The organism is Enterobacter sp. ECC-219 (assembly GCF_043966805.1).
GTDB classification, from domain to species: Bacteria; Pseudomonadota; Gammaproteobacteria; order Enterobacterales; family Enterobacteriaceae; genus Enterobacter; species Enterobacter cloacae_N.
This window is the reverse complement of the sequence record NZ_CP143680.1, coordinates 4,675,834-4,692,452: the sequence shown is the minus strand read 5'-3', so window position 1 is coordinate 4,692,452 and position 16,619 is coordinate 4,675,834. Positions and strand designations below refer to the sequence as shown.

The following is a 16,619-nucleotide window of genomic DNA, read 5'->3' as shown; positions in this document are numbered from 1 at the left end:
TATTCTGAGCGCAATACGGATTATTGTTCAGGGTGAGGATAACCTCACCCTTTTTACATCTGAGGTTTTATGTCTGTGGTAATCAGCGATGCCTGGCGCCAGCGTTTTGGCGGCACGGCACGTCTCTATGGTGAAAAAGTCCTGCAGCTGTTTGCGGATGCGCACGTCTGCGTTGTGGGCATTGGCGGTGTCGGTTCCTGGGCGGCGGAAGCGCTGGCGAGAACCGGGATTGGCGCGATCACGCTGATTGATATGGATGACGTTTGTGTGACCAACACTAACCGCCAAATCCACGCCCTGCGCGATAACGTCGGCCTGGCGAAGTCCGAGGTGATGGCGGAGCGCATCCGTTTGATCAACCCGGAGTGCCGCGTGACGGTGATTGACGACTTTGTGACGGCAGATAACGTCGCGGAGTATATGAGCAAAGGCTACAGCTACGTGATTGACGCTATCGACAGCGTGCGGCCAAAAGCGGCGCTGATCGCATACTGCCGTCGTTACAAGGTGCCGCTGGTCACGACGGGCGGCGCGGGTGGGCAAATCGATCCCACGCAGATTCAGGTGGCCGACCTGGCGAAAACTATTCAGGATCCGCTGGCAGCCAAGCTGCGTGAACGCCTGAAGAGCGACTTCAACGTGGTGAAGAACAGCAAGGGCAAGCTGGGCGTCGACTGCGTATTCTCCACCGAAGCGCTGGTCTACCCGCAGGCGGATGGTTCAGTCTGTGCGATGAAAAGCACGGCGGAAGGGCCAAAACGCATGGACTGCGCTTCAGGCTTTGGGGCGGCCACCATGGTAACCGCCTCCTTTGGCTTTGTGGCGGTCTCTCACGCACTGAAGAAGATGATGGCGAAGGCGGAACGTCAGGCCTGAGCCTGACGGGCTGCGTCCAGCACTGCATCGCTGAGCGCGATTAGACCCTGACCGCGCGAGGCGCTCAGCTGCGCGCGCAGCCCCAGCTCGTCGAACAGCGCCAGCGGTGAATGCGTTAACAATTCCGCCGCGCTTTTCCCCTCTATGGCGGTTAACAAGACCGCCAGCAGCCCGCGTACGATGCGTCCTTCGCTGTCGCCAAAGAAATGCAGCTTCTCACCGGATACGCTCACGCCCAGCCAGACGCGGTTTTCACAGCCTGCGATCTCTTTCGCCTGCGCTTTGAGATCGTCTGAAAGGGCAGGGAGCTGTTTACCCAGCAGGATCAGCTGTCGATATTTATCTTCCCACTGCTGGAGCGGGGCGAAGGTCTGTTTTAAGGTCTCTTCTGTGATGACCGTGCCAAACGGATGTCCGGCTAAAGCAGCGCTAGTCATTAATCCACCAGTATTTCAAGGGCGCGGTCAACGGCGGCAACCAGCGCGTCGACATCGCTTTGAGTGTTATATGGCGCAAACGAGGCGCGCAGCGTACCGGTAACACCGAGCGCCGCCAGCAGCGGCTGGGCGCAGTGTTGTCCGGCGCGCAGGGCAATGCCGTACCCGGCCAGCAGCGTCACCATGTCGCTATGATGCACGCCAGCAAAATCAAAGGCGAGCAGGCTGGAGTCCTGAACGCGGAACGAGCGGAAACCCGGGCGTTTTTTCAACTCTTCTTCGGCAAGAGTGGCAAGGCCCCGGCTCCAGCTTTCAGCCTGTACAATGTCTGTTTCAGCCAGCCACTCCAGCGCCGCGCTTAAGCCAATGACGCCCGCCACGTTCGGCGTACCGGCTTCCAGACGATAGGGGACATCCTGCGTTTTGAAGCCATCGAACGACACTTCGGTAATCATTTTGCCGCCACCGAGCCACGGCGTCATTTTTGCCAGCAGTTCCGGCTTACCGTACAGCGCGCCAATCCCGGTTGGCCCGTAGAGCTTATGTCCTGAGAAGGCATAGAAGTCGATATCCAGCGCCTGCACATCAGCAGGGAAATGGACCACGCCCTGAGCGCCGTCGACCATCACCACCACGCCGCTGGCATGGGCAATCTCAATGGCGCGAGCCAGATCCGGACAGCCACCGGTAACGTTGGACATCTGCCCCAGCGCCAGGATACGGCTGCGAGGGGTAATCAGCTCGGGGAGACGGGCCACCTCTGGCAGCAAGTCTGCACCCAACGGGAGCTTTACAACGCTCGCCCCCGTTTGCTCCGCCACCATCAGCCACGGCACCAGGTTAGCGTGGTGTTCCGCCTCGCTGACGATGATCTCATCGCCCGACTGAAGCAGCGGGCGGGCATAGCACTGGGCCACCATATTGATGGCTTCGGTCGTGCCGCGCGTCCAGACGATATTTTTCCCGCTTTCGGCATTGAGCAGGCGAGCGACCTGGTCCCGTGCGGCTTCGTAGCGCGCGGTCAGTCGCTGCGCTTCGGCAAACTGGCTGCGATGTACGTTGCCGGCGCTCAGGCTATAGAACTGCTGCGTGGCCTCGATCACCGCCTGAGGCTTCAGGGCCGTGGCGGCGCTATCAAGGTAAATACCGGCATCGGCCAGCGCCGGAAACTGTGCGCGAAACTGCGCAGGACTGAAAGCGTTCATGGAATTCCTCGTGTCGATAGAGAGATCGTCGCGCAATTTCAGCGGCAGAGCAAGGAGGTTGATATCTATCAGAATTGTCTGCTTATCCTTACGACCTCAAAAAAGCAGGTTATGCTAAATAGTGTTAGGCGGATGTTTTAGCCTGTTATAAATCGAGGTTTGAATAGCATTAATTGCTAAAGGAGAATAATCATGAATAAGACAGCTGCAATCATTTCTGCCTGTGCGTTTACTTTTGCCCTGAGCGCCTGTTCCGGTAACAATTACGTGATGCACACCAACGATGGTCGTTCTATCGTTTCGGAAGGGAAACCGACTACTGATAACGATACCGGGATGATTTCGTATAAAGATGCTAACGGGAACAAGCAGCAGATCAACCGCACGGACGTGAAAGAGATGAAAGAGATCGAGCACTAAAACCACCGATCGCAGGCGAAAAAAAAGCACCGCAAATTGGCGGTGCTACATTAATCACTATGGACAGACAGGGTAAATGTACAGGAAGTGAAAAATTGGTAGCGTTGCTACCGTGGTCTGAATCGCAGACCAATTGCAAACACAACAACACAACATCACAACCGTAAGCCAAAAGCCCTTCAGAACACGCATTCCGAAAAAAGCTCTTCGTTCCGGCTCAGGAAGTGCCGCCACTATAGGTATTTGCTGGTAGTTCCTCAACGGACAAATTATAATGGCTCAGATAAAAAAAACTAATAGGTTAAACGTTGTTTCCTGTTTGTTAAATTCCGTTAACATCGAAGCCAGATAACCATGTCAAAGCGATTGCCACCCCTTAACGCATTACGGGTTTTTGATGCAGCAGCACGTCACCTGAGCTTCACCCGTGCGGCAGATGAGCTTTTTGTGACACAGGCCGCAGTAAGTCACCAAATCAAGTCTCTGGAGGATTTCCTGGGCCTTAAGCTGTTCCGCCGACGCAATCGTTCATTGCTGTTGACCGAAGAGGGGCAGAGCTATTTTCAGGATATAAAAGAGATTTTTTCCCAGCTAACGGAAGCCACACGTAAGCTGCAGGCCCGCAGTGCAAAAGGTGCCCTGACTGTTAGTTTATTGCCCAGTTTTGCCATTCAGTGGCTGGTGCCAAGGCTCTCAAGCTTTAACTCAGCTTATCCGGGGATCGACGTTCGAATCCAGGCGGTGGATCGTCAGGAAGACAAGCTGGCCGATGATGTGGATGTCGCCATTTTTTATGGTCGCGGTAACTGGCCGGGCTTGCGTGTAGAGAAATTATACGCAGAATATCTGCTGCCGGTCTGTTCGCCTCTGCTTTTAACGGGCGACAAGGCGCTGAAAACACCCGCTGACCTTGCGCAGCATACGCTTTTACATGATGCCTCTCGCCGCGACTGGCAAACTTATACCCGTCAATTAGGTCTTAGTCATATAAACGTGCAGCAGGGCCCCATTTTTAGCCACAGTGCGATGGTGCTACAGGCTGCCATTCACGGACAGGGCGTGGCGTTGGCAAATAACGTCATGGCGCAGTCCGAAATTGAGGCAGGCCGTCTGGTTTGCCCTTTTAATGATGTACTGGTCAGTAAGAATGCGTTTTATCTGGTTTGTCATGACAGTCAGGCAGAACTGGGTAAAATAGCCGCCTTCCGGCAGTGGATACTGGCGAAAGCGGCAAGCGAGCAAGAAAAATTCCGCTTCAGGTATGAACAATAACGTTTGTGTGCCGGGCACGCATCAATTCAGGACTTAAACATGACCAGCCGATTCATGCTGATTTTTGCCGCGGTGAGTGGCTTTATTTTTGTTGCACTGGGCGCCTTTGGCGCGCACGTATTGAGCAAGTCTTTGGGCGCCGTCGAGATGGGCTGGATCCAGACCGGCCTTGAATACCAGGCGTTCCATACGCTGGCTATTTTTGGGCTGGCGGTGGCGATGCAGCGCCGGATCAGCATCTGGTTTTACTGGAGTAGCGTATTTATGGCGCTGGGTACCGTGCTGTTCAGCGGCAGCCTTTACTGCCTGGCACTCTCGCATTTGCGCCTCTGGGCGTTTGTTACACCTGTCGGCGGCGTCAGCTTCCTGGCGGGATGGGTATTAATGTTTATCGGAGCTATCCGTCTGAAACGCAAGGGCGTTGTTCATGAATAAGGTTGTTTTATATTGTCGCCCGGGGTTTGAGAAAGAGTGCGCCGCGGAAATTACCGATAAAGCGGCGAAGCGTGAAGTCTTCGGTTTTGCCCGCGTCAAAGAGAATGCGGGTTATGTGGTATTCGAATGTTATCAGCCTGAAGACGCCGACAAGCTGGCGCGCGAGCTGCCGTTCAGCTCGCTGATCTTCGCCCGCCAGATGTTCGTCGCGGGTGAGCTGCTGAAAGACCTTCCGCCGGAAGATCGCATCACGCCGATTGTGGGCATGCTGCAGGGCGTGGTGGAGAAGGGCGGCGACCTGCGCGTTGAGGTTGCCGATACCAACGAAAGCAAAGAGCTGATGAAGTTTTGCCGTAAGTTCACCGTGCCGCTGCGCGCTGCGCTGCGTGACGCGGGCATACTGACGAACTACGAAACGCCGAAGCGTCCGGTGGTGCATATCTTCTTTATCGCACCGGGCTGCTGCTATGCGGGCTATTCGTACACCAATAACAATTCGCCATTCTTTATGGGCATCCCGCGTCTGAAGTTCCCGGCAGATGCGCCGAGCCGTTCAACCCTGAAGCTGGAAGAGGCGTTTCACGTCTTTATCCCGGCAGATGAGTGGGACGAGCGTCTGGCTAACGGCATGTATGCCGTCGACCTTGGCGCGTGCCCGGGCGGCTGGACCTATCAGCTGGTGAAACGCAACATGTGGGTGTCGTCTGTGGATAACGGCCCAATGGCGCAAAGCCTGATGGATACCGGACAGGTCACCTGGCTGCGTGAGGACGGTTTCCGCTATCGCCCAACCCGCAACAACATCTCGTGGATGGTGTGCGACATGGTGGAGAAGCCGGCGAAAGTGGCCGCGCTGATGGCCTCCTGGCTGGTGAACGGCTGGTGCCGTGAGACCATTTTCAACCTCAAGCTGCCGATGAAAAAGCGCTACGAGGAGGTATCCCAGAACCTGGCCTATATTCAGGCACAGCTGGATGAGCACGGTATTAACGTGGAGATCCAGGCGCGTCAGTTGTACCACGACCGTGAAGAGGTGACGGTACACATTCGTCGCTGGTGGGCGGCTGTAGGCGGACGTCGCGACGAGCGATAATTCAATGTTTCCCCTCACCCTAACCCTCTCCCCGGAGGGGAGAGGGGAGAGGGGATTGCTCGGTGCTGTCTTTTCACCCTCGCCCCTTTGGGGAGAGGGCCGGGGTGAGGGGGGGCGGCTATTACCGTTCTAACCTTAACTGCTGCAAATTCCCGTCCAGCTGTAAATCCGTTCGTAACGTCGCTACATCCCGGCAGATAAACGCCATCTCTTTATGCGCTTCCAGCTTCTTGCGCCATTTTTCCGGCACGTCATCCAGACGAGAGTAAATTCCTTCCAGGCTCTGAAAGTCCGTCAGCAGCTGGGCGGCGCTCTTCGGCCCTATGCCTGCAACCCCCGGCACCTTTGAGCTGCTTATCCCCGCCAGCCCCCAGTAGTCAGGCAATTGCACTGGCGAAACGCCAAACTCGCTGGCAATGAAGGGGGCATCGAGCCAGCGTTTCTGGAAATAATCGCGAATGCGGATCGTGGGTGAAAGGAGCTGGCAGTAGCCTTTGTCGGTTGAAACGATCGTCGCCTGGTGTCCTGCGCTGGCCACCTTTACCGCAAGTGTCGCGGCCAGGTCGTCAGCTTCATTGCCGTGTGCGCCCCAGCAGGGGACGCCGCGCTGCTCAAAGGCGGCCCGGAGGGCGGGCATTTCGGCATGCAGATCGTCCGGCATCGGTGCGCGTCCGGCTTTGTAGTCGGGCAGGCGCTGATGTCGCCAGCCGCTGTTGCGCGCTTCGTCATCAAACACGGCCACGACATGCGTCGGTTCGCTGTGGCGAATGAGCTGCTCCAGCGCGTGCAGGCAGGTGTCCTTGCAGGGCGTGCCTTGTACCGCATGGATCCGGCGAATCAGATTGAGCGCGTCGACGATAAGCAAATGAACAGCCACAGATATTCTCCCTTAAATCTAATGGGTGAAGGGTATCACTGTCGGCAGGATGAAACGAATAGCGTGAGGAAAAACAGGAAGAAGCCTCGCAAAACGAGGCTTCCGGGGAGGCTTAATCGCAGGTCACGATCTTCATCGCCAGGCCGCCGCGAGAGGTTTCGCGGTATTTGGCGTTCATATCTTTACCGGTTTCGTACATGGTTTCGATAACTTTATCGAGACATACGCGCGGTTCGCTGGTGCGGCGCAGCGCCATACGCGCCGCGTTCACCGCCTTGACGGAGGCGATCGCGTTTCGCTCGATGCACGGCACCTGTACCTGTCCGGCAACCGGATCGCAGGTTAGCCCCAGGTTATGTTCCATGCCGATTTCCGCAGCGATGCACACCTGCGCCGGGCTTGCGCCCAACAGCTCCGCCAGGCCCGCCGCCGCCATGGAGCACGCCACGCCGACTTCACCCTGACAGCCTACTTCCGCACCGGAAATGGAGGCGTTCATTTTATACAGCGAACCAATCGCGCTGGCGACCAGCAGGTAGCGCGCCAGCGAGTTGGCGTTCACTTCACGGATAAACTTGTCGTAGTACGCCAGCACGGCCGGAACGATACCGCATGCACCGTTGGTTGGCGCAGTGACCACGCGGCCCCCTGCGGCGTTCTCTTCGTTCACCGCCAGGGCGAACATGTTGATCCAGTCGACGACGGCCATCGGGTCCGTTGTCGTTTTGTCGGTGCTCACCAGCATACGGCGCAGCGCCGCCGCACGACGCGGTACGCGAAGCTTGCCCGGCAGCACGCCTTCGGTGGTGATCCCGCGCTCAATGCCGCCGCGCATCACTTCCCAGACGCTAGCGAAGTGCTGTTCCAGCTCTTCTTTGCTGTGAAGGGCCAGCTCGTTTTTCATCATCAGACCGGAGAGAGAAAGACCCGTCTCCTGGCAGTGGCGCTGGAGGTCCGCCGCGGTTTTGTACGGATACGGCACCTCAACAGAAGAGGTGGTGGTTTGACCAAAGTGGTCTTCGTCGACGATAAAGCCGCCGCCGATGGAGTAATACGTCTGGCTGTAAACCGCTTTGTCGCCGGCCAGCGCGGTAATGCGCATGCCGTTTTCGTGCAGCGACAGGTTGTCCGCATGGAAATTCATGCAGTGGTCAACCGGGAATTCAACCTCATGCTCACCGTTTGCCAGCAGCAAACGACCGTGGGTGTTCACGTCCTGGATGAAGCCAGGGATCGCGTCAATATCAACGGTATCCGGCAGATTTCCCGCCAGGCCCATGATAATGGCGATATCGGTATGGTGGCCTTTCCCGGTCAGGGAAAGCGAGCCGTACACATCGACAACCACGCGGGTGATGTCGTGCAGAATGCCGCGTGCAATCAAGTCATCCGTGAACTGCTTACCGGCTTTCATTGGTCCGACGGTGTGAGAGCTGGAAGGACCAATACCGATTTTGAAAATATCGAATACGCTAATCATGATGCGTCCATTGCTTTCAGTCAGAGGGGGAGGAGTGCGCCGCCCGAAGGCGGCGCGGGCGTTCATCAGAACATGGTGTACAGGGAGTAGAAGATCGCAGAGATAGCGATAAGGCCCATGATAACCACAAACACGTTGCTGACCTGGCCGCTGTACTTGCGCATGGCAGGCACTTTCTGAATCGCGTACATCGGCATCAGGAACAGAATCATCGCGATAACCGGGCCACCCAGGGTTTCAATCATGCCCAGGATGCTTGGGTTCAGCGTTGCTACCGCCCAGGTGGTGAGCAGCATGAACAGTGCAGTGATTTTGTTCAGCTTGTTGATTTCAATGCTCTTGCCTTTACCGCGCAGAGATTTAATCACCATACCGTTGAAGCCTTCACGTGCGCCCAGGTAGTGGCCCAGGAAGGATTTGGTGATGGCGATCATCGCGATGATCGGTGCCATCCACGCAATCAGCGGTGCGTTAAAGTGGTTTGCCAGGTAAGACAGAATAGAGATGTTCTGCTCTTTCGCTGCCGCCAGGTCCGCCGGGGAGAGGCTCAGTACGCAGCTGAAGACGAAGAACATCACGGTCAGCACCATCATCACGTGAGCGCGGGCCAGGATGCTGGAGCACTTCTTCTCTGCACCATTACCGTACTCTTCGCGTTTCGCCACGGCGAAAGAGGAGATGATTGGGGAGTGGTTGAAGGAGAAGACCATTACCGGGATCGCCAGCCACAGGGTCATCAGCAGGCCGTTACCGGTCGCAGACGCGCTGCTCAGGGACAGGGTTTCCAGCGCTGCACCGTTCCACTGTGGGATCAGGTAGCAGGCCAGCAGCATCAGCGCAGCCACAAACGGGAAGACCAGCACGCTCATGGCCTTAACAATCATCTGCTCGCCGAAGCGCACGATGGTCATCATACCCACGATCAGGATCAGAGACAGAATGGCACGCGGTGGTGGCGTCATGTGCAGCTGGTGCGTCATGAAGCTTTCAACGGTGTTGGTGATTGCCACGCTGTAAACCAGCAGGATTGGGTAAATCGCGAAGAAGTAGAGCAGGGTAATCAGTTTACCTGCGCCAACGCCAAAGTGTTCTTCAACCACTTCGGTGATGTCTTCGCCCGGGTTTTTACCGGACAGCACGAAGCGGGTCAGACCGCGGTGTGCGAAGTAGGTCATCGGGAAGGCGATGATGGCCATAATGATCAGCGGAATCAGACCGCCGACGCCTGCGTTGATAGGAAGGAACAGTACACCAGCGCCGATTGCCGTGCCGTAAAGGCCAAGCATCCACATGGTATCCGTTTTGCGCCAACCACTTCGGGATTCAATCGAAGCAACGGTGCTGGTTTGAGTGGTTTCCATCTGTATCTCCTGGAGGAAGCAAATTGTCAGGTTTTTAGTCAAATCCGATGAAAAAGTGCCTGACGGTAATATGAAATTCGTTCAGTGACGGTTTTTTAATAATTTTCGCCCGTAACTATTGGCGGGCGGAAAGATACATTCTCGTTATGAATCTATCAGTGATCGCGATCCCAAATGCAATAATCCACTTATGATGTGGGCATCTTTAGACCATTTATCTGTTAAAAAAACATCAAAGAGAATTTACGCGCGCGAAGGCTACCACCAACGACATGTAAGCTAAAAGAGCGGCCCGCGAGATAGGTGTCTTTCGCTGTAAAGAAATGTCTTTATAGGATTTTCTGGCAGGTAATTTGGATTAAGGCTGATAAATTACGGTTGTTAAATGGAGGTAATCGTTTGCGTTCACCGTAAATTTGTTAAATCTATACGTGAAACCTATGAATTGATTCGGTAATAAAAAAAGCCGGGACCGCTACAGGGTGCCCCGGCTTTACGAAGAAGACGCTGAGCGTTACGTGCAGATTTCGTAGCACGGAATGTAGGCTGAACCCGGCAACTTCATACGGTGTTGAGCCACAAAGCCCTGTAGCATGTCATCCATACGGCGCATCATCTCCGGGTCGCCGTGGATCTTGTACGGACCATACTGCTCAATCGCGCGGATGCCCATCTCCTTCACGTTCCCCGCCACAATCCCGGAGAAGGCGCGACGCAGGTCGGCGGCCAGCACTTCCACCGGCTGGTCCGGATAGAGTTTCAGGTTCGCCATATTTTCATGGGTAGGCTCGAACGGGATCTGAAGGTCTGGTGCAATACGGATCGACCAGTTAAAGCTGTACGCATCACCGGTATCACGACGATTCTCTTTCACCAGCGGCATCGCTTTTTTCATCTGACGCGCCACTTCCGCCGCGTCATCAATGATGATGCGATAGTGACGACGTGCGGCTTCGCCCAGCGTATGCACGATAAACTCGTCCAGCACGCGGAAGTAGTCGGCGCTCTCTTTTGGCCCGGTCAGGATCAGCGGCAGAACCTGATCTTTGTTGGCCGGGTTCATCAGAATCCCCAGCAGATAGAGCAGCTCTTCCGCCGTTCCCACGCCGCCCGGGAAGATGATAATCCCGTGAGCGATACGGACAAACGCCTCAAGGCGCTTCTCGATATCCGGCATGATAATCAGCTCATTGACCAGCGGGTTAGGCGGCTCGGCGGCAATGATTGATGGCTCAGTCATGCCGATAAACCGTCCTTCTTTGTAACGCTGCTGCGCATGACCCACCGCTGCACCTTTCATTGGTGCTTCCATCGCACCCGGACCACAGCCGGTACAGATATTCAGCTCGCGCAGGCCAAGCTGCGTTCCGACCCGGCGGGCATAGAGATATTCGGTTTCGTTAATCGAGTGGCCGCCCCAGCAGACGACCATGTTCGGTGCTTCGCCAACGTGCAGGGCGCGGGCGTTGCGCAGAATAGAGAACACCAGGTTGGTGATATGGACCGAGCTTTCCAGGTCGAGATGCTGGAAGCGGCCTGCGTTGTGGATCTGCCCGTTAACAAACAGGATATCGCGCAGCACCGCAAACAGGTTAGCCTGAAGGGAACGAATGATACGCCCGTCGACAAAGGCCTCTTCCGGCGGGTTGATGACTTCAAGCTTCACGCCGCGCTCGCGGCGCAGCACGTTAATATCAAAGCTTTCGAAGCGGGACAGCAGTTCTTTACTGTTATCTGTCAGGCTTCCGGAGTTCAGTACGGCAAGTGAACAGTTACGAAACAGTTGATAAAGATCGCTGCTGGCCGTGCGTTTAAGCATGTCCACTTCCAGCTGCGACAACATATCCATTGAGCCAAGCGGGCTAATATGTGTAATCAAGTGAGCTCCTTATGGGACGATTATCGTCATTCCCTTTGATTACAATAGCCCTGGCGCGTGACGTTTCACAACACTTCGGCGGAATACCGCCCGCATATTGTGAAAATATTTATATTATTGACGTACCAGCCGACCCGTTGCCGGCACAAAATCGGTGTTGGTGCGCCACGGGTTAATGTCCAGCCCGCCACGGCGGGTATAGCGCGCGTAGACGCTCAGCTTTTCCGGCTGGCAGAAACGCTGAATATCGTTAAAAATGCGCTCCACGCACTGCTCGTGGAATTCGTTGTGATTGCGGAACGACACCAGATAGCGCAGCAGCTTTTCCCGGTCAATTTTCGGCCCGCGGTACTGGATCTGCACCGAGCCCCAGTCCGGCTGGTGGGTAATCAGGCAGTTAGACTTCAGCAGATGGCTGACCAGCGTCTCTTCAACCACTTTTCCGCTCGCCGCGTTTTCGAGGTAATCGGCGCTGAAATCATAATTCTCCACCTCGATGTCCTGCTCGTCGATGCAGGTCCCGTGGAAGTGGGCAATCGGCTGCCCCTCCAGCTCGTGCAGGCGGTACAGTGACACGCTCACCTTTCCCTGTGCGCAGGCGGTTAAATCGCGTTCCAGCGTCTGCTGAACATCATCCCAACTGTTAAATTTGGTCTGGTTAAAGCTGTTGAGATAGAGCTTAAAGCTTTTGGATTCCACCAGGTTCTGGCTGGCGTAATCCAGCTCAACGTGGCCGACCGCCACCTGAGGCAGACCGCGCGCGTTAAGCCACGAGAGTTCGTACAGCGTCCAGATATCGCCGCCGACAAACGGCAATGCGTCCGCATGCAGTCCAAGGGGATCGCGGTTCAGGCTGCGCGGCACACCCTGCAGCAGGCCTGCATCGTAGGTATCGCGGTAATCGGTCGATTTACCCAGCGTTAAGCCGGTTAACGCCTGATGATTTTCGTAAGACATGTTTCATAGCCACTTTACAGGTACACTTATGGGCAGAGTTTATCCTGTCTTACAAGAAGAGAGAAATCTGTGGACATCGAAACCGCAAATGCCCTTACTACCTTCACGACCCGCTATTGCGATGCATGGCATGAAAAGCACGGAACATGGCCGCAAAGCGCTGATTTATATGGCGTGCCGTCGCCGTGCATTATCTCTTCGCAGGATGACAATGTTATCTGGCAACCGAAGCCCAATACCGCTGAGCAAAATGTAAATGCGGTTGAACGGGCTATGGACCTTGTGGTAAAACCAGCGGTTCATGCGTTTTATGCCACGCAGTTTGCAGGGGATATGCCCGCGCGCTTTGGTGATTTGACGCTGACGCTGTTGCAGACCTGGAGCGAAGACGATCTGCAGCGTGTTCAGGAAAACCTGATTGGTCATCTGGTCACGCAAAAACGCCTTAAGCTTTCTCCGACGCTCTTTATTGCCACGCTGGACAGCGAACTGGATGTGATATCCGTCTGCAACCTGTCCGGGGAAGTGATTAAAGAGACCATCGGTACCCGCAATCGCGAAACTCTCGCCCCCTCTCTTGCGGATTTCCTTACCCAGCTTGAGCCACTTCTGTAATCCATGATGCTACGGCGCGTGTGAGAGATCTCTTACAAGGTTTGTGAGAGATCGCTGGATCGTTCAGTATTGCCTTATTTAATTCAGAATAATATCACTCTGTTTTTCAAAGAATTAATTGTTCATCGCATCTTTTTTAGGGATTTCTTACGGCTTACAGTGCTGCAAGGGTGGGTTGTAAGACGAAGCGGAATAGCGGATTCTATCTCCGTCGACAGGACGCCGACACGAGAAACGAACATCAGGATGATGGCGTTTCTTACTCAGGACACGTCAGGATGGCGCTGCAGGAAGGCTTCAGGATGAAGCAAAGGGATAACGCAGGACGCGTAAGGGACACCTCCAGGAAGGAGAACGAGAACCGAACAGGATGGTCGGTGGGTCAGGAAGGCCAGGACGTTTCAGGATGAAACAAGCGCGTCAGGAAGATGCGGGCAGGATGCGAAAGGTATAAGGATGACCAGGCCTTCGGGCATCAGGAAAAGTTGTCACGGAAGAGCAGGGAGCACGAATTGTAGCTGGAATGCTGCGAAACGAACCGGGAGCACTGTTTTTACAGTGCTCCCTTTTTTTATCACCTGAAGAAATAACCTCCGCTAATTATCTTCATACAAACTCACTCCTCCGATGATTAAATTTATTCTGAGATCGCCGCGCCATTCTTAAATTTTATTGTGCTGCCATTTTTGTCTCTTTATTATCGATTTTGATTTTAAGTCTTATCTATAAACTTCATGCATTATTCTATTCTGGAGAAGAAAATGGCAATTCCTGCTTATTTATGGCTGAAGGATGATGGCGGCGCGGATATAAAAGGGGCAGTCGACGTTGTTAATCGTGAGGGGAGTATTGAAGTATTAAGTTTTTCTCATGGTCTGGATATTCCTGTGAGTGGCAATGATGGTAAAATTACAGGAACACGAATTCATAATGCAATGACGATTGGCAAAGAGTTTGACCGCTCCTCGGCTTATCTCTATAAGGCTGCTGCAACAGGGCAGACGTTGAAATCTGCTGAGCTTAAGTGGTACAGAATCAACGATGCGGGGATGGAAGAAGAGTACTTCAACATCTTTGTTGAGAATGTCAAAATCGTATCTATTCATCCTTTGATGAACAATTGCAAAGACCCAGCCACTTCACATATTAACCATATGGAATTTATTAGTCTGAGATATGATACGATCACCTGGAAGAATTGTGATGGAAATATAATGTTCACGGATTCATGGAATGACAGGCGAACCGCGTAATAAAATTGGTTTTGAAAGCTTATATACTATCAGCTTAAAAACTCATTCCTGTCAATTTAGGGGGCAAACTTCCCTTAAGGTCATTTTATGCCTGTCTACAAGTATAAAAATGTTATTATTTCAAGTGCCTCTTCTAGCGCCAGACAGGCAGTGTTGATCTGTCATGGCGGCCATACTCCTGCTCGAAACAGACTCATGACGGGATCGGGAGAGGTAATGGTGCCACATGGATTGAATGTTGGCTTTAACACGACTGAAGATAACTTTTCTATTGGGCCAAGGGTACTGCATTTTTTGCAAGGTTATGATTATTCGCCTGTTGAGATCGTGCGCGGAGGTGAAATCATAAAAAATTACTCGCTCAGCTGTGATGAAAAATATGCGGAACTCAATCCTACGTTAGATAAAGATGTGATTACGATATCTGATAAAGGGAAGGCACATATGTCAGATGTCTTTGAGGCGATTCGTATCCACTCTCTCATGTATACTACCCTCTACAGTTTTGCCTGCCGGGTCAACAAGCTGACTTACACCGGTGCAATCCAGGTAAGACGCTAAACTTGATGAACAAACGTTCAGCGAAGCTGGGGACTCCAGTCCCATCCAGCCTTGCTGGACGTCATTATCATTCCTGAGAGATTATGGAACAGAGTAATAAAATACGTCTTCAACTTCACGCCATCGAAGCCCTTTTGCGCCAACATCAGCTGTGGCAGGAGACTGCGCCGCAGCCGGAAGCGTTCGCCAGTACCCAGCCATTCTGCCTGGATACGCTGGCCCCGTTCGAGTGGCTCCAGTGGGTATTAATTCCGAGAATGCACGCGCTGCTGGAAGGCGGCCACCCGCTGCCGCAGGCGTTTGCTGTTTCTCCCTATTATGAAATGGCGCTTGAGGCGACGCACCCTGCTCGGGCTGTCATGCTGGCTGAGCTGGAAAAACTGGACGCCCTGTTTGCCGGTGATGAGGCATGACGCTGGAAATCCTCTATCAGGATGAGTGGCTGGTAGCGGTGAACAAACCGTCTGGCTGGCTGGTGCACCGCAGCTGGCTCGATCGCGACGAGAAAGTGGTGGTGATGCAGACCGTGCGCGACCAGATTGGTCAGCATGTTTTTACCGCCCATCGTCTCGACAGGCCCACTTCCGGCGTGCTGCTGATGGGGCTTTCCAGCGAGGCGGGCCGCCTGCTGGCACAGCAGTTCGAGCAGCATCAGATCCAGAAGCGCTACCATGCGATCGTCCGTGGCTGGCTGACCGAATCCGCCACGCTCGACTATCCGCTGGTGGAGGAACTGGACAAAATCGCCGATAAATTTGCCCGGGATGACAAAGGTCCGCAGCCCGCAGTGACGGATTATCGCGGCATGGCGATCGCGGAAATGCCGGTGGCAACAAGCAAGTTTCCCACCACACGCTACAGCCTGGTTGAGCTTTTGCCCAAAACCGGACGCAAGCACCAGCTTCGTCGCCACCTTGCGCACCTGCGCCACCCGATAATTGGCGATAGCAAGCACGGCGATCTGCGCCAGAACCGCAGCGCGGCAGAGCATTTTGGCTGTAATCGTTTAATGCTGCACGCCAGCGAGCTTAGCCTGACTCACCCGTTTACCGGCGAACCATTGATCATCCGTGCGGGGCTGGACGACGTCTGGATGCAGGCGCTGTCACAGTTTGGCTGGCGGGGGCAACTCCCCGAAAATGAAAGGGTTGAGTTTGTATCAGGCAACGTTCAGGATGAACGGTAAGCGCAATAATCATGGGAGCAAAGCATGGCTGAAGTAGGCATTTTTGTCGGCACGATGTACGGCAACTCACTGCTGGTAGCGGAAGAGGCTGAGGCGATTTTGACAAGCCGGGGCCATAAAGCCACGGTCTATGAAGATCCAGAGCTGGCGGACTGGGAAAAGTATAAAGATAAATACATTCTGGTGGTGACCTCCACCACCGGGCAGGGCGATCTGCCGGACAGCATCGTGCCGCTTTTCCAGGGTATTAAAGACCAGCTTGGCTACCAGCCAGATGTTCACTACGGCATCATTGCCTTGGGTGATAGCTCCTACGCCAACTTCTGCGGCGGCGGTAAGCAGTTCGATGCGCTTCTTCAGGAACAGAGCGCTAAGCGCGTCGGCGAGATGCTGCTGATCGATGCCGGTGAGCATCCTGAACCCGAAAGCGAGTCGAACCCGTGGGTTGAACACTGGGCAACGCTCCTTAAATAGTTTCGTAAGCCGGGTAAGGCGTAGCCGCCACCCGGCAATACACCCCGCACCAAACGCCAATTCCGTGAACCACCTTCCACTCACCTGGGCTTATGCCATAAACAACCTCTCACATGTCCTTTAATACTGTGTTTTTGCACGGTGAGAGGACGCGTCACTCCTTCATATACTTTTCCGGTCACGATAAAACGGCTTCAGGCCGAACTAAAACGACAAAACTAATCTCATTCTGATTACC

At 54.3% G+C, this 16,619-nt stretch carries 18 protein-coding genes; 11 read left to right on the top strand and 7 right to left on the bottom strand.

The window, feature by feature from the left end; genetic code table 11:
* Positions 1-69 precede the first annotated feature (69 nt).
* The gene (gene tcdA / locus V1603_RS22310; protein WP_233003228.1) at positions 70-876 is read left to right on the top strand and encodes a tRNA cyclic N6-threonylcarbamoyladenosine(37) synthase TcdA; all 807 of its coding nucleotides are present in this window, start codon (positions 70-72) and stop codon (positions 874-876) included.
* Here the strand turns inward: tcdA and csdE are convergent.
* Both csdE and csdA read right to left on the bottom strand, forming a co-directional pair.
* Positions 867-1,313: a cysteine desulfurase sulfur acceptor subunit CsdE gene (gene csdE / locus V1603_RS22305; RefSeq protein ID WP_047364461.1), complete on the bottom strand. Its 447-nt coding sequence runs from the start codon at positions 1,311-1,313 to the stop codon at positions 867-869. The two genes, tcdA and csdE, sit on opposite strands and share 10 nt — an antisense overlap.
* Positions 1,313-2,518, bottom strand: coding sequence for a cysteine desulfurase CsdA (gene csdA, locus V1603_RS22300; protein WP_233003229.1), 1,206 nt, complete (start codon positions 2,516-2,518; stop codon positions 1,313-1,315). The genes csdE and csdA overlap by 1 nt, the downstream gene beginning before the upstream one ends.
* A gap of 192 nt (positions 2,519-2,710) precedes the next feature.
* On the opposite strand from csdA, the gene V1603_RS22295 reads away from it, so the two are divergent.
* From V1603_RS22295 to rlmM, 4 genes are all read left to right on the top strand, one after another.
* The gene (locus V1603_RS22295; protein ID WP_008499648.1) at positions 2,711-2,938 is read left to right on the top strand and encodes a YgdI/YgdR family lipoprotein; all 228 of its coding nucleotides are present in this window, start codon (positions 2,711-2,713) and stop codon (positions 2,936-2,938) included.
* Between the two features lie 354 nt (positions 2,939-3,292).
* Positions 3,293-4,210: a glycine cleavage system transcriptional regulator GcvA gene (gene gcvA / locus V1603_RS22290; protein WP_014885066.1), complete on the top strand. Its 918-nt coding sequence runs from the start codon at positions 3,293-3,295 to the stop codon at positions 4,208-4,210.
* A gap of 39 nt (positions 4,211-4,249) precedes the next feature.
* Complete coding sequence (locus tag V1603_RS22285) at positions 4,250-4,645, top strand: DUF423 domain-containing protein (RefSeq protein ID WP_028014272.1); 396 nt, start codon at positions 4,250-4,252, stop codon at positions 4,643-4,645.
* Positions 4,638-5,738, top strand: a complete 1,101-nt coding sequence (gene rlmM, locus V1603_RS22280; protein WP_028014271.1) for a 23S rRNA (cytidine(2498)-2'-O)-methyltransferase RlmM — start codon at positions 4,638-4,640, stop codon at positions 5,736-5,738. The genes V1603_RS22285 and rlmM overlap by 8 nt, the downstream gene beginning before the upstream one ends.
* 121 nt (positions 5,739-5,859) lie before the next feature.
* On the opposite strand, the gene xni is transcribed toward rlmM, so the two are convergent.
* The 5 genes from xni to queF all read right to left on the bottom strand — a co-directional run bounded on the left by xni (position 5,860) and on the right by queF (position 12,292).
* On the bottom strand, positions 5,860-6,615 hold the full coding sequence (gene xni, locus V1603_RS22275) for a flap endonuclease Xni (protein WP_395313280.1): 756 nt from the start codon (positions 6,613-6,615) through the stop codon (positions 5,860-5,862).
* A 112-nt stretch (positions 6,616-6,727) separates the two neighbouring features.
* Entirely contained in the window at positions 6,728-8,095 is a 1,368-nt protein-coding gene (gene sdaB, locus V1603_RS22270) for an L-serine ammonia-lyase II (RefSeq protein WP_028014269.1), read from the bottom strand.
* Positions 8,096-8,160: 65 nt separating this feature from the next.
* The gene (locus tag V1603_RS22265) at positions 8,161-9,456 is read right to left on the bottom strand and encodes an HAAAP family serine/threonine permease (RefSeq protein WP_028014268.1); all 1,296 of its coding nucleotides are present in this window, start codon (positions 9,454-9,456) and stop codon (positions 8,161-8,163) included.
* Positions 9,457-9,970: 514 nt separating this feature from the next.
* Positions 9,971-11,335 (bottom strand): nucleotide 5'-monophosphate nucleosidase PpnN, encoded by a 1,365-nt coding sequence (gene ppnN / locus V1603_RS22260; protein WP_023309027.1) that lies wholly within the window; start codon positions 11,333-11,335, stop codon positions 9,971-9,973.
* A gap of 114 nt (positions 11,336-11,449) precedes the next feature.
* Positions 11,450-12,292, bottom strand: a complete 843-nt coding sequence (gene queF / locus V1603_RS22255) for an NADPH-dependent 7-cyano-7-deazaguanine reductase QueF (protein ID WP_116343495.1) — start codon at positions 12,290-12,292, stop codon at positions 11,450-11,452.
* Positions 12,293-12,361: 69 nt separating this feature from the next.
* On the opposite strand from queF, the gene syd reads away from it, so the two are divergent.
* The 6 genes from syd (at position 12,362) to V1603_RS22225 (ending at position 16,381) form a co-directional block, all read left to right on the top strand.
* A complete protein-coding gene (syd, locus tag V1603_RS22250; protein ID WP_395313279.1) occupies positions 12,362-12,907 on the top strand; it encodes a SecY-interacting protein in 546 nt (181 codons plus the stop codon).
* A 761-nt stretch (positions 12,908-13,668) separates the two neighbouring features.
* Positions 13,669-14,160 carry an Hcp family type VI secretion system effector gene (locus V1603_RS22245; protein ID WP_395313278.1) on the top strand — a complete coding sequence of 164 codons (492 nt, stop codon included), beginning with the start codon at positions 13,669-13,671 and terminating at the stop codon, positions 14,158-14,160.
* Positions 14,161-14,247: 87 nt separating this feature from the next.
* On the top strand, positions 14,248-14,721 hold the full coding sequence (locus tag V1603_RS22240) for a putative adhesin (protein ID WP_233003233.1): 474 nt from the start codon (positions 14,248-14,250) through the stop codon (positions 14,719-14,721).
* 83 nt (positions 14,722-14,804) lie between these two features.
* Positions 14,805-15,134 (top strand): YqcC family protein, encoded by a 330-nt coding sequence (locus V1603_RS22235; RefSeq protein ID WP_233003234.1) that lies wholly within the window; start codon positions 14,805-14,807, stop codon positions 15,132-15,134.
* Positions 15,131-15,907 (top strand): tRNA pseudouridine(65) synthase TruC, encoded by a 777-nt coding sequence (gene truC, locus V1603_RS22230; RefSeq protein WP_233003235.1) that lies wholly within the window; start codon positions 15,131-15,133, stop codon positions 15,905-15,907. The genes V1603_RS22235 and truC overlap by 4 nt, the downstream gene beginning before the upstream one ends.
* Positions 15,908-15,931: 24 nt before the next feature.
* Positions 15,932-16,381 carry a flavodoxin gene (locus V1603_RS22225; protein WP_163330075.1) on the top strand — a complete coding sequence of 150 codons (450 nt, stop codon included), beginning with the start codon at positions 15,932-15,934 and terminating at the stop codon, positions 16,379-16,381.
* The last annotated feature ends 238 nt before the right edge of the window (positions 16,382-16,619 follow it).

Excerpts from the sequence above, each read along its gene's own strand:
- gcvA (WP_014885066.1), top strand. The coding sequence starts at position 3,293 with ATGTCAAAGCGATTGCCACCCCTTAACGCATTACGGGTTTTTGATGCA.
- sdaB (WP_028014269.1), bottom strand. The coding sequence starts at position 8,095 with ATGATTAGCGTATTCGATATTTTCAAAATCGGTATTGGTCCTTCCAGC.
- V1603_RS22245 (WP_395313278.1), top strand. The coding sequence starts at position 13,669 with ATGGCAATTCCTGCTTATTTATGGCTGAAGGATGATGGCGGCGCGGAT.
- csdE (WP_047364461.1), bottom strand. The coding sequence starts at position 1,313 with ATGACTAGCGCTGCTTTAGCCGGACATCCGTTTGGCACGGTCATCACA.
- V1603_RS22240 (WP_233003233.1), top strand. The coding sequence starts at position 14,248 with ATGCCTGTCTACAAGTATAAAAATGTTATTATTTCAAGTGCCTCTTCT.
- V1603_RS22295 (WP_008499648.1), top strand. The coding sequence starts at position 2,711 with ATGAATAAGACAGCTGCAATCATTTCTGCCTGTGCGTTTACTTTTGCC.
- rlmM (WP_028014271.1), top strand. The coding sequence starts at position 4,638 with ATGAATAAGGTTGTTTTATATTGTCGCCCGGGGTTTGAGAAAGAGTGC.
- csdA (WP_233003229.1), bottom strand. The coding sequence starts at position 2,518 with ATGAACGCTTTCAGTCCTGCGCAGTTTCGCGCACAGTTTCCGGCGCTG.
- queF (WP_116343495.1), bottom strand. The coding sequence starts at position 12,292 with ATGTCTTACGAAAATCATCAGGCGTTAACCGGCTTAACGCTGGGTAAA.
- V1603_RS22285 (WP_028014272.1), top strand. The coding sequence starts at position 4,250 with ATGACCAGCCGATTCATGCTGATTTTTGCCGCGGTGAGTGGCTTTATT.
- V1603_RS22265 (WP_028014268.1), bottom strand. The coding sequence starts at position 9,456 with ATGGAAACCACTCAAACCAGCACCGTTGCTTCGATTGAATCCCGAAGT.
- tcdA (WP_233003228.1), top strand. The coding sequence starts at position 70 with ATGTCTGTGGTAATCAGCGATGCCTGGCGCCAGCGTTTTGGCGGCACG.
- V1603_RS22225 (WP_163330075.1), top strand. The coding sequence starts at position 15,932 with ATGGCTGAAGTAGGCATTTTTGTCGGCACGATGTACGGCAACTCACTG.
- truC (WP_233003235.1), top strand. The coding sequence starts at position 15,131 with ATGACGCTGGAAATCCTCTATCAGGATGAGTGGCTGGTAGCGGTGAAC.
- V1603_RS22235 (WP_233003234.1), top strand. The coding sequence starts at position 14,805 with ATGGAACAGAGTAATAAAATACGTCTTCAACTTCACGCCATCGAAGCC.